This window comes from Microbulbifer litoralis (assembly GCF_023634065.1).
In the GTDB taxonomy this organism is placed as follows: domain Bacteria; phylum Pseudomonadota; class Gammaproteobacteria; order Pseudomonadales; family Cellvibrionaceae; genus Microbulbifer; species Microbulbifer litoralis.
The window spans coordinates 203,210-214,754 of record NZ_JALKCV010000008.1 but is presented as its reverse complement, the minus strand read 5'-3'; the positions used below and the strand labels follow the sequence as shown (position 1 = coordinate 214,754).

Sequence of the window (11,545 nt, the reverse complement as noted above, 5' to 3'; positions counted from 1 at the left end):
TCGGGTGGAGATCGAGGCGGTCTCGGACAAGATGATTACGCGGGCGCGGGTGAAGAAAATGGATCGGCGGGGTTCGGAGTAGGCGTAAGGCGCGCCGCGCGCACTGAACGACACCCGTCTCGTGGAGAATCCGGCAGCAGCCGGTGCGCACAGCGCACCCTACCGCTCAGCCGAATTCCATCGACAACCGCCTGACCGGCGCAAAACTCTGTCGGTGAATGGGACTGGCCCCCAGCGTTTCCAATGCCTGCATATGCGCTTTGGTCGGGTAGCCCTTGTGCCCGGCCAGGCCGTAGCCCGGATACTGCCGGTCCAACTCCACCATTTCCCGGTCCCGCGTCACCTTGGCCAGGATCGATGCCGCACCGATTGCGGCCACGCGGCCGTCGCCCTTGACGACCGTATCGCAGGCGTACTGCCAGTCCGGCTTGCGATTGCCATCCACCAGCACAAACTCCGGCTGCACGGGCAACTGCTCGACCGCGCGCCGCATCGCCAGCAGGCTTGCGTGCAGGATATTGAGCCGGTCGATTTCGGCCACCGTGGCGCGGGCGACGGCAAAACTTAGCGCCCGCTCACGAATCAGGTCGAACAGCGCCTCGCGCTTTTTCTCGGTCAGCTTTTTCGAGTCCGCCAGCCCCTCGACCGGCCTCGCCGGATCCAGGATCACGGCCGCGGCGACCACATCGCCGGCGAGCGGGCCGCGACCGACCTCATCCACGCCGGCGAGCAGTTCTCCACCGTAGGGGCAGACATAGGGTGGCAATGTTTTTTTTGTACTCATCGGGCTTCAATCAATTGACAGACGGCGTCCGCCGCGCGCGCGGAGGCATTGCGACGCAGCTGCTGGTGCAGATCGTCGAATTCCCGCTGCAACTGATCGTACAGCAACGGATCGTCGTAGAACTGCAGCAGCGCCGCGCCGAGATTTTCCGGTGTGGCGTCGTCCTGCAGGATTTCGGGTACCAGTTCGCGCTGCGCCAGCAGGTTCGGCAACGACACCCAGGAAGTGTGCAGCATGCGCGAAAAGATCGCGTAGGACAGGCCGGCCATCTTGTAGGCCACCACCATCGGCTTTTTCAGCAACATGGTTTCGAGCGTGGCGGTGCCGGAGGCAATCAGCACATTGTCCGCGGCCGACACAGCGCCGTGGGAATTGCCATCCAGCAGTGTCACCGGTAAATCGCCATAGTTCTCGAGCAATTGTTTCAGTTCCGCCAGTCGCTGCTCGTTCGCCGCCGGCAGCACAAACCTGAGTTCCGGGCGGCGCTGGTGACACCAGCGCGCCGCCTGCAGGAACAGCGGACCAAGCAGTTTCACTTCACCGCCGCGACTGCCCGGCAGCAATGCCACCACCCTGCCGCCGGGGGCAAACCCCAACTCTTCACGCGCCGCCGCGGTATCCACCTGCAGCGGAATTTCGTCCGCGAGTGGGTGGCCGACAAAAGTTACCGGCACCTGGTGCTCGCGGTAGAAATCGGCCTCGAACGGCAACAGCGTCAGCATATGGTCCACCGCGCGGGCAATTTTCTTGATGCGCCCGCGACGCCAGGCCCAGACCGAGGGGCTCACATAGTGCACTGTGGGGATGCCGGCGGTTTTCAGGGATTCCTCGAGCGAGAGATTGAAATCCGGCGAGTCGATTCCGACGAACAGGTCCGGCGGGTTGTCGATAAAATGCCGGCGCAGCGTGCGGCGGATCCTGAGCAGTTCCGGCAACCGCTTGAGCGGTTCCACCAGCCCCATCACCGACAGGCGCTCCATCGGGAACAGCGACTGAGCCCCCAGCCCGAGCATACGCGGACCGGCGATGCCCTCGACCTGCAGGTTCGGGATCCGCTCCTGCAGCGCGGCAATCAGGCCGGCGCCGAGAATATCCCCCGACGCCTCTCCGGCGACGATGCCGATACGGACGGGGTTGTCGTAATCTGTCACGGAATGGATCCCTTTCTTGCCGGGCCCGGGCGGGGCGTCAGTGGGGCAGATTCGAAATCAGCGGGTTATACCGCGGGAGGAGGACTCGAGGGAATCGATCCAGGGCTGGATCACCTCCGACTGTTGGCGCAACTCCAGCAGGGCCTCCAGTGCCTCCTGCATGGTCAGCCCCCGCCGGTAGACGATTTTGTAGGCTTTATTGATCACGGCTATCTGCTCGCGCGTAAAGCCGCGGCGGCGCAGCCCCTCGGCATTGATGGTCTTGGCTTCCGCCGGGTTGCCGGCCACCATCACGTAGGCTGGCACATCCTTGCCGATCGCCGCGCCCATGCCGGTAAAGGCGTGTTCACCGATGGTGCAGTACTGATGTACGAGACTGAAGCCGCTGAGAATGGCCCAGTCCCGCACTTCCACATGCCCGGCCAGCGCGACATTGTTGACCAGGATGGTGTGATTGCGGATCACACTGTCGTGGCCGACATGGGCGTAGGCCATGATCAGGTTGTCGTTACCGATGGTGGTTTCGCCACGATCCTGTACCGTGCCGCGGTGGATGGTTACCCCTTCGCGGATCACGTTGTCGTCACCGATCACCAGGGTGGTATCTTCCCCCTGGTATTTTTTGTCTGGGGTGTCCTGGCCGACAGAGGCAAACTGGTAGATGCGGTTGTTCCTGCCCAGCCGCGTGGGGCCGGTCAGGACCACGTGGGACGCGATCTCGCAGCCGTCCCCGATTTCCACCCCTGGCCCCACTACGGTATAGGGACCAATACGCACCCCGGCACCCAGAATTGCCGACTCGTCGACAATGGCTGTGGGGTGGATGTTCGTCTGCATTCTGCGCCCTGCTCCTCTTATTTAACCGGCATACGGATAATTTAACCCGGCATACGGACGGATCGAGCGCCCGGTTGCCGCCACGAAATACCGGTGAACAACCGGCCCGCGCAGATACCTGCCAACAGTTCGGGCATTCCCGCCGGCCTGACCGGCGACGACACAACAGTGTCTCGTGTTGAACCGAACATTCTAAAAAACAAACAAAAACAAGGAAACCGAACCGGTCACAGTGCGATTGTAATCAAACCTGCTTCACTGCACACAGCACATTGGCGGCTGCCGCCAGTTCTCCGTCGACGCTGGCCCTGCAGGAAAATTTCCAGATGCCGCGGCGCTCGGAAACGACTTCCGACTCCAGCTCCAGCCGGTCGCCCGGTATCACCTGGCGCTTGAAGCGAACATCGTCGATGCCCGCAAACAGGTAGAGGAAACCGTCCTCCGGCTTTTTTCCCAGCGTCTTGAAGCCGAGGATGCCGGATACCTGGGCCATGGCCTCGACAATCATGACACCGGGGAAAATGGGCGCCTCGGGGAAGTGGCCGTTGAACACCTCTTCATTGACCGAGATATTCTTGTAGCCCTTGATGTATTTCCCTTTCTCCAGCTCCACGACCCGATCCACCAGCAGAAACGGATAGCGGTGCGGCAGGTATTGACGAATTTCGCGTACGTCCATCATTCCAAAAGTCCCCAGAAACCACTTCGGGGCGTCGATGCACATCCGCGCACGCACGCCCCGAAAACAACAAACCCAAATATGATTGGCCGGATCAGCTCAGTCTTCCGTCCCTTGCCGATCGGCCCGCATTGTATCCAGCTCTTTCTCCAATGCCTTCAGGCGACGCGCCATCTGGTCCAGCTGGCCGTAACGCACAGCGTTGCGGCGCCAATTGCGACTGTCCGAGAAAGGTGTGCCGCTGGAGTAGGAGCCGGCACTATCGATAGACTTGGTCACCAACGTTCTCGCAGTGATATGGGTGCCATCGGCTACCGTCACATGCCCCACCACTCCGGCGCCGCCGGCGAGGGTGCAGTACTTGCCGATGGTGGCACTGCCGGCTACCGCGGAACAGGCGGCGATGGCTGAGTAGTCACCAATTTGCACATTGTGCGCGATCTGCACCTGATTGTCGATCTTGACCCCACGGCCGATGACCGTATCGCCCAGCGCTCCGCGATCGATACAGGTGACAGCGCCGATTTCCACTTCATCGCCAATCTCGACACCGCCCAACTGGTGAATCTTGGTCCAGCTGCGCTCATGGGGCGCAAAGCCGAAGCCGTCGGCACCGATCACCGCCTGGCTGTGAATGACGCAATCGCGACCGACAGAACAACCGTGGTAAATCACTGCGCCCGGGTGCAGGCGGGAGCCGGCACCGATGACGCTGCCCTCCCCCACGATGCAGTTGGCGCCGACAATCACACCGGCGCCAATTTGCGCCCGGGCCTCTATCACGGCACCGGGACCGATACAGGCTCCGGGATCCACCTCTGCATCCGGATGCACCACGGCGGAAGAGTGAACGCCGGGCTCGGGCCGGGGCGTCCGGTCGTAGACGGCTGTCGCGCGGGCGAAGGCATGGTAGGGATCCGCCACAACCAGTGCCGACACCCGGCACTCGGCGGCCAGGTCTTCGCTGACCAGGACCGCACAGGCCCTGGTATCGGCGAGAAAACGGCGATAGTTGGCACTGGCGAGAAAGCTGACCTGCTCGGGAGTGGCATCCTGTAACGTACTGAGCCCGGAGGGCACCTGTTCGGCATCCGCTCCGGGCGCGAGACGCAGGTCAGCGCCCAGCTGTTGCGCCAGCTGGGCGAGCGTCGGTCTGTCTGTCATCGGGAAATTTCTGCCGGCAGTTTACTTGTCGGCATTCATGCGCTTGACCACCGCTGCGGTCAGGTCGGCACCATCACCGGCGTAGAATGCGGAGTTGGCATCCAAGACCAGGTCGAGCTGCTGCTCCTTGATAATGGCTTCCAGTGCAGACTTGGCCTTGGGGGCCATGGATTTCTGGATATCCTGGCCCACCTGCTGTTCCATCGCGCGCAGCTTTTTCACCGCGGTTTCGAAATCGGAACGCTTGAAATTCATCTTGCGCTGGTGCTCGGCCTTCTGCTCTTCGGACCAGGTAACCGAGTTTTTCTGCGCGTCCTCGGCCAGTTTCTGCACTTCGGCGCGGATGGACTCGGCGCTGCTCTGCAGCTGGGAGTATTCAGAGCTGGTCTTCAGTGCATTGACCTTGGACTTCGCGGCCTCGGTGCTCATGATGGCAGCCTGCAGATTGAATACCGCCACCTTGGTCTCGGCCATGGCGGCGCCGGAGGCCAGGATACCAGCAAGCAGCACTGCGAAAATTTTTACACTTTTAAGCACGTCGGATTCTCCATATTGCTTTATTTATCGTTAGCGGCAACATCACCCCAAGCAGCTATTTTGCGCAGCTTTAGAATCAGAAACTGTTACCCAGTGAGAATTGGAACACTTCCACTTCGTCTTCGTCGTTTTTCTCCAATGCCTTGGCCAGGCTGAATGTCAGTGGCCCGAAGCCGGTAATCCAGGTCAGGCCGATACCGGCGGAGACATTGATGTGATTGAGGTCGACATCGTAGCAGTTGAGCTGTGAATTACCACAGTTGGTATCGAAAACGTTACCCGCGTCAACGAAGAACGCCGACTGCATGGAGCGCTGGTCCTTGACGAACGGAATCGGGAAAATGATCTCCGCACTGCCCTCGACCAGGATATTGCCGCCGAACGGATCCGGCTCCCGGCTGCTGAGGGCCTGCACCTGCAGCTGCCCCGTTTCCGGGTCGATTATATAGGATTGCGTCAACTCACTGGCTTCCACCACGCCGTCGCCGTTGGCGTCCTCCCAGGCGGAATAACCGGTGACATATTGCTCCGGACGCGTGGAGCGCGGCCCCAGGGTATTGCGCTCGAAACCGCGCACCGAGCCGAAGCCACCGGCGTAGAAGTGCTCGAAGAAGGGCAACTCCGAGGTCTCACCGTAGCCCTCGGCGTAGCCCAGGCGGGTGCGCAGCCGCAGTGTCAGGTTGTCGGTCAGCGGACGGAAATACTGGCCGGTAAAAACGGCCTTGTAGTATTCCAGGTCACCGCCGGGCAGGGCGACCTCCAGTGACAGCCGCTGGGAAGTGCCGCGGGTCGCGAGAATACCGCGGTTCAGTGTCGAGCGGGCATAGGAAATGGTGCCGGTATAGGAATCGAACACATCGCCATTTTCATCGACAAAACCGTCCAGATCCGTATTCAGCAGGGACGGGCCCAGCGGCATACTCAGGTTGATCTCCTCCGGCGACTTCTCCTCGCCATCTGAGTCGGTATCGCTGATCGCCGCGGCCACCTCACTCGCCTCTTCCGGCGTTATAACCGTATCGATACCATTGATGGGCACCGGGCTGTCCTTGATTTCCTTGACCGGTGCCGAGCCCACACCGAGCTCCATATGACTGACACCCAGGTTCAGGCCGATCCGGGAAATTTCCGAAATCGGGTAACCGAAACTCAGGCCGGCGCCATAGCGGGTGGTGTTGTAGTCCGACAGGTTGATCTCGGAGTAATCGCGCTCCTGGTAGAACACATTGAAGCCGCGACTTACGCCGTCCGGTGTGAAATAGGGATCGGTGTAGGAGAAATTGGCAACCTGCTGGTAGCGGGAGGTATTGATCGCGAAGCCGACCGACTTGCCGGTACCCAGCCAGTTGTTCTCCTGCACGTTGGCACCCAGCACCAGGCCGTTGGACTGCGCGTAACCGATGGTACCGCCGATGGTACCCGACGGCTGCTCCTCCACCGTGTATTCCACATCGATCTGGTCGGAGGTGCCCGGCACTTCGGTGGTCTCGACCTGCACTTCCTTGAAATACCCCAGGCGCTCCAGGCGCACCTTGGACTGCTCGATGCGCGCGGAAGAGGCAGAGGCAGATTCCATCTGGCGCATTTCGCGGCGCAGCACTTCGTCGGAGGTGCGGGTATTGCCGCGGAAATTGATTCGGCGCACATAGGCGCGCTTGCCCGGGTCGATAAAGAAGGTGACCTTCACCGTCTTGTCTTCCTCGTTGGGCTCGGGCATACCGTTGACCTCGGCAAAGGTGTACCCCTCATTGCCCAGGCGCTTGGTGATGTAGTCGGAGGTGGTGGTCATCAGCACCTGTGAGAAAGTCTGCCCCTCGCGCACCAGCAACAGGCGCTTGATCTCTTCCTCGGGCACGACCGGGTCGCCGGCCAGGTCCACTTCACTGACCTTGTAGACATCCCCCTCGGTCACATTGACGGTGATGAAAACGCTCTGCTTGTCCGGGCTCAGGGACACCTGGGTCGAGTCGATCTTGAACTCCAGGTAGCCGCGGTCCAGGTAATAGGACTCCAGGCGCTCCAGGTCGCCGGTGAGCTTTTCGCGGGAGTATTTGTCGTCGCTCCGCAACCAGGACAGCCAGCCGGTGGTCTGCAGCTCGAAAATCTCCGCCAGTTCCTCGTCGGAGAAAGCCTCGTTGCCGACGATATTGATATGCTTGATCGCGGCCACCGAGCCCTCGTCGACGACGACTTTCAGCTCGACCTGGTTGCGCGGCAGCTCCTTCACCTCGGTTTTGACACTGGCCCCGTAGCGGCCCTGGGCGACATACTGCCGCTGCAGTTCCTGGGCCAGCCCCTCGAGCGTGGCGCGCTTGAAAATCTGCCCTTCGGCGAGGCCGTTCTCCTCCATACCGGAGAGCAGGTCCTCGGTCTTGATGGCCTTGTTGCCGGTGATTTCGATCTTGGAGATCGCCGGGCGCTCGCGCACGGTAATCACCAGCACACCGTTTTCCCGACCTATCTGGATATCCTGAAAATAACCGGTGCGAAACAGCGCGCGGGTGGCACTCTGGATATCCAGGCGCTCGATCTGGTCGCCCACACGCACCGGCAGCGCCGCAAACACGGTGCCGGCAGACACCCGCTGCAGGCCCTCAACACGGATATCGCTGACTACAAACGACTGCGCCACCGCGGTGATCGGCAGGGCCAGGCCGAGGGAGGCCGCTTTCAGAAAATGATTCATCTACTGTCTATCCAGGTTCTTTATTCGCAATTCCAATTGACCGGGAGGGAAGCCGCAGCTGCCCTCCCCCGCCCCTTCCGGGGCCGCCCTACAGGCGCAGAATATCGTTGTAGAGCGCCAGGCCCATGATGCAGAGCACCATGGCCATCCCCACCTGCAAGCCGATCATCTGCACCCGCTCCGATACCGGCGATCCCTTGATCGCTTCGATACCGTAGTAGAGGAGATGCCCACCGTCGAGGACGGGAATCGGCAGCAAGTTGAGGACACCGAGGCTGATACTGAGCAGAGCCAGCAGCGACAGAAACGACTGCCAGCCCGCCTCGGCTGAAGTGCCGGCCACTTTAGCAATGGTGATAGGGCCGCTCAAGTTCTTGGTCGACAGCTGTCCGAAGACCAGCTTCTTGAGGCTGTGCAGGGTAAAAACGGTCTTGTCCCAGGTCTCCTGCAGCCCCTTGTTCACGGCGCCGAGCACCCCGTAGTGGAAGGTGCGCACGCGGTCTTCCGGCCAACTTTCCACCACCGGCAGCACGCCGATACGGCCGATTCTCTCCCCGCTGTCCAGCGTGACCGGATCCGGTGTGACCTGCAGCAACTCGCGCTCGCCATCCCGCTCCACTTCCACCTGCAGGGGCTCGCCGGCCCGGTTGCGGACATACTCAGTCCAGCTGCTCCAGCTGTCGAAGCGCTCGCCATCGGTGGCGATAATCCGGTCGTCCGCCCGGAGGCCCGCCCGCTGTGCCGGGCTGTCCGGAGTCACCCGGGACAGGGTCAGGGTGATCGGCGGTGTCCACAGTTCCAGGCCCGCCTCCGCCACCGGATCCGGCACCTCCTGCCCGGCCAGCCAGCGGTCGATATCCGCCACCATCTGGTAGACGAGATCGGAATCCGGGTAGCGCACGGAAAACTGGATGGTGCCGGTATCGCCCAGGCGGTTGGCCAGGCGCCAGTTGAGCGCCTGCCAGGTGGGAGTCGGCTGGCCGTCGACAGAGATGATTTCCTGCTCCGGTTCGAGTCCGGCGCGGGCGACGATGGAGTCCGGCGCCACCGATTTCACGATCGGCACCGGGCCGGATGTGCCGCCCAGGAACACCACCCAGAAAAACAGGATCGCCAGCAGGAAATTGGCCAGCGGGCCGGCCGCGGCAATGGCCATCCGCGCCCAGACACTCTTGCGGTTGAAGGCCTGGTCCAACTGGTCGCTGGGCACCGGGCCCTCGCGCTCGTCGAGCATTTTCACATAGCCGCCGAGGGGAATCGCGGAAATCGCGAACTCGGTGCCCCGGCGATCGTAGCGCGAGAACAGGCGGCGGCCGAAGCCGACGGAGAAGCGCAGCACCTTGACGCCACAGGCGCGCGCCACCAGGAAGTGGCCCAGCTCGTGAAAGCTGACCAGCACGCCGAGGGCGACCAGGGCCCATATTACCGTCTGAATAAGATCCATATTCGCTTACAGTTCGCCTCTTGCCGGCGGGCCCTGGAGGGCACCCAGTATTTCAAACGCCAGCGCTCGCGCATTGCGATCCGCTGCTTCGACTGCATCCAGCCCGGTCAGTTCAACGGCCTGTGCGGATTTCATGACCCGCTCGATCACAGCCGGAATACTAGTAAATGCCAGCCGTCCTTCCAGGAAGGCCTCCACCGCCACTTCGTTGGCGGCGTTCAGCGACGTCGGCGCACTGCCGCCGGCGTCCATGGCCTCGCGGGCCAGTCTCAGGCAGGGGAAACGCCGCATATCCGGCGCCTCGAAGTCCAGGCGCCCCTGGGCGATCAGGTCCAGTGCCGCTACACCGCTGTCGATCCGCTCCGGGAACGCCAGCGCGTGGGCGATGGGTGTGCGCATATCCGGGTTGCCCATCTGCGCCAGCAGCGAGCCATCGCGGTACTGCACCATCGAGTGGACGATACTCTGCGGGTGCACCACCACCTCGATCTGTTCCGGGCGCGCATTGAACAGCAGGCAGGCCTCGATAAACTCCAGCCCCTTGTTCATCATGGTGGCGGAGTCGACCGAGATCTTGCGGCCCATGGACCAGTTGGGGTGGGCGCAGGCCTCATCCGGCGTCACCCGGTGCAGGTCACCGGTATCGCGGGCCCTGAAAGGACCGCCCGAACCGGTCAGCAGGATTTTCTCCACGCCGCCCCCCTCCAGGTCATAACCCCCGCCAAGCCGGGGGCCACCGGGCTGCGGCAGGCACTGGAAGATGGCATTGTGCTCGCTGTCGATCGGCAGCAGGCTGGCGCCGCTGGCGGCCAGGGCGCGCACGAAGAGCGGCCCGGCCATCACCAGGGACTCCTTGTTGGCCAACAGCACTTTTTTGCCGGCCTCCACCGCCGCCAGTGTCGGGCGCAGGCCGGCGGCGCCGACGATGGCCGCCATCACCGTATCCACAGCCGGATCCGCGGCCACGCGACAGAGCCCGTCCACACCCCAGAGGATCTCCGTAGGCAGGTCTTCCCCGGCCAGCAACTCCCCGAGCTCGGCCGCCCGCTCCTCGCCCGCCACGACGGCGAAACGGGGGGAAAAACGGCGACACTGCTGTGCCAGCTCGCCGACACGCTCACGCGCAGTGAGCGCGTAGATCGAATAGCGCTGCGGGTGGCGCGCCAGCACATCCAGGGTACTGACGCCGATGGAGCCGGTGGAGCCCAGTATGCTCACGGCCTGTCTTTGCGGGGATTGCATAGGCTCGTCAATACCTCTCGGGCCTGTCGCTGCGACGGGAGTTGGCGGACACTTCTTTCATTACAGGTACTTGGGCAGTTCGCTGGCCAGCGCCGCCATGGTAAACACCGGCAGCGCCGCGGTGAGGCTGTCCAGCCGGTCCAGGACCCCGCCGTGGCCCGGCAGTATGCGACTGCTGTCCTTGATGCCCCGGTGGCGCTTGAACATGCTCTCCACCAGGTCGCCGATCACCGACGCCAGGGCGGTTACCAGCACGCCAAACGAAAAAAGTACGGTGTTCTTGAGCGGCAGCTTCAACAGGAAGGAAACCCCCAGCGCCAGGACCAGGCAGGCCGCCAGCCCGCCGAAAAAGCCCTCCCAGGATTTTCCGGGGCTCACTTCGCGGGCCAGCTTGTGCCGGCCGAAACGGCGGCCGACAAAATAGGCGCCCACATCGGCCGCCACCACTACCGCCACCACGAACAGCACCAGCCAGGCGCCGTGTTCCTGGCCGCGCAGGATCACCAGCGCCAGCCAGGCCGGCGCCAGCACCAGCAGGCCGATCAGGCCGCGGGCCCAGCGGCCGCCCCACAGCATGGCGCTGGCCGGGTAGCTCTGCACCCAGAGAAACGCCAGCGCCCACCAGCCGCAGGCCACCGCCAGGATCTGGCGCGCGCGCGAGGTATCGGGGGCGGAAAAATCCATCGCGAACACATACTGGGCCGTGCCGATCAGCGCAGCGCCCAGTGCGGCGAGAAATACAAAGCGCAGCGCGCGGTTGAGATTGGAGAGGTTGGCCCACTCCCAGCCACCGAGCAGGATGACCGCCACCGTGACCGCAGAAAACCAGTTGATGGGCAGAAAGAACAATGCCCCGAGAAACAGGGCCAGCAATACCAGCGCGGTAATTATTCTTTGTTTTAGCACTGTCGAACCCTTTTCTGTCTGCTTCCCGTTTCTATTTCGCCGCCCGCTTCGCCGGGCCGCCGGATCGGTGCAGAGTACAAGATATTGTTGTTACAGGGAATTTTCGGCCACAGCC

The 11,545-nt window shown here is 62.6% G+C and carries 10 protein-coding genes; all 10 read right to left on the bottom strand.

Going from position 1 to position 11,545, the window contains the following annotated elements:
* Nucleotides 1-166: 166 nt before the first annotated feature.
* Nucleotides 167-784 carry a ribonuclease HII gene (rnhB, locus tag MWN76_RS13750; protein WP_250462041.1) on the bottom strand — a complete coding sequence of 206 codons (618 nt, stop codon included), beginning with the start codon at nucleotides 782-784 and terminating at the stop codon, nucleotides 167-169.
* Nucleotides 781-1,935, bottom strand: a complete 1,155-nt coding sequence (gene lpxB, locus MWN76_RS13745; protein WP_250462039.1) for a lipid-A-disaccharide synthase — start codon at nucleotides 1,933-1,935, stop codon at nucleotides 781-783. The genes rnhB and lpxB overlap by 4 nt, the downstream gene beginning before the upstream one ends.
* A 57-nt stretch (nucleotides 1,936-1,992) precedes the next feature.
* On the bottom strand, nucleotides 1,993-2,772 hold the full coding sequence (lpxA, locus tag MWN76_RS13740) for an acyl-ACP--UDP-N-acetylglucosamine O-acyltransferase (protein ID WP_250462038.1): 780 nt from the start codon (nucleotides 2,770-2,772) through the stop codon (nucleotides 1,993-1,995).
* A gap of 244 nt (nucleotides 2,773-3,016) precedes the next feature.
* Nucleotides 3,017-3,454, bottom strand: a complete 438-nt coding sequence (fabZ, locus tag MWN76_RS13735) for a 3-hydroxyacyl-ACP dehydratase FabZ (protein ID WP_250462037.1) — start codon at nucleotides 3,452-3,454, stop codon at nucleotides 3,017-3,019.
* 96 nt (nucleotides 3,455-3,550) lie between these two features.
* The gene (gene lpxD / locus MWN76_RS13730; RefSeq protein ID WP_250462035.1) at nucleotides 3,551-4,615 is read right to left on the bottom strand and encodes a UDP-3-O-(3-hydroxymyristoyl)glucosamine N-acyltransferase; all 1,065 of its coding nucleotides are present in this window, start codon (nucleotides 4,613-4,615) and stop codon (nucleotides 3,551-3,553) included.
* A 21-nt stretch (nucleotides 4,616-4,636) separates the two neighbouring features.
* Nucleotides 4,637-5,152: an OmpH/Skp family outer membrane protein gene (locus tag MWN76_RS13725; RefSeq protein ID WP_250462033.1), complete on the bottom strand. Its 516-nt coding sequence runs from the start codon at nucleotides 5,150-5,152 to the stop codon at nucleotides 4,637-4,639.
* A 76-nt stretch (nucleotides 5,153-5,228) separates the two neighbouring features.
* Nucleotides 5,229-7,838, bottom strand: coding sequence for an outer membrane protein assembly factor BamA (gene bamA, locus MWN76_RS13720; protein WP_250462031.1), 2,610 nt, complete (start codon nucleotides 7,836-7,838; stop codon nucleotides 5,229-5,231).
* A gap of 88 nt (nucleotides 7,839-7,926) precedes the next feature.
* Complete coding sequence (rseP, locus tag MWN76_RS13715; RefSeq protein ID WP_250462030.1) at nucleotides 7,927-9,282, bottom strand: RIP metalloprotease RseP; 1,356 nt, start codon at nucleotides 9,280-9,282, stop codon at nucleotides 7,927-7,929.
* A gap of 6 nt (nucleotides 9,283-9,288) precedes the next feature.
* Complete coding sequence (gene ispC / locus MWN76_RS13710) at nucleotides 9,289-10,524, bottom strand: 1-deoxy-D-xylulose-5-phosphate reductoisomerase (protein ID WP_250462028.1); 1,236 nt, start codon at nucleotides 10,522-10,524, stop codon at nucleotides 9,289-9,291.
* Nucleotides 10,525-10,584: 60 nt separating this feature from the next.
* On the bottom strand, nucleotides 10,585-11,430 hold the full coding sequence (locus tag MWN76_RS13705; protein WP_250462026.1) for a phosphatidate cytidylyltransferase: 846 nt from the start codon (nucleotides 11,428-11,430) through the stop codon (nucleotides 10,585-10,587).
* Nucleotides 11,431-11,545 lie beyond the last annotated feature (115 nt).

What these genes read in the sequence shown, in the direction of transcription:
- rseP (WP_250462030.1), bottom strand. Translation starts at nt 9,282, where the DNA reads ATGGATCTTATTCAGACGGTAATATGGGCCCTGGTCGCCCTCGGCGTG.
- bamA (WP_250462031.1), bottom strand. Translation starts at nt 7,838, where the DNA reads ATGAATCATTTTCTGAAAGCGGCCTCCCTCGGCCTGGCCCTGCCGATC.
- lpxD (WP_250462035.1), bottom strand. Translation starts at nt 4,615, where the DNA reads ATGACAGACAGACCGACGCTCGCCCAGCTGGCGCAACAGCTGGGCGCT.
- lpxA (WP_250462038.1), bottom strand. Translation starts at nt 2,772, where the DNA reads ATGCAGACGAACATCCACCCCACAGCCATTGTCGACGAGTCGGCAATT.
- fabZ (WP_250462037.1), bottom strand. Translation starts at nt 3,454, where the DNA reads ATGATGGACGTACGCGAAATTCGTCAATACCTGCCGCACCGCTATCCG.
- rnhB (WP_250462041.1), bottom strand. Translation starts at nt 784, where the DNA reads ATGAGTACAAAAAAAACATTGCCACCCTATGTCTGCCCCTACGGTGGA.
- ispC (WP_250462028.1), bottom strand. Translation starts at nt 10,524, where the DNA reads ATGCAATCCCCGCAAAGACAGGCCGTGAGCATACTGGGCTCCACCGGC.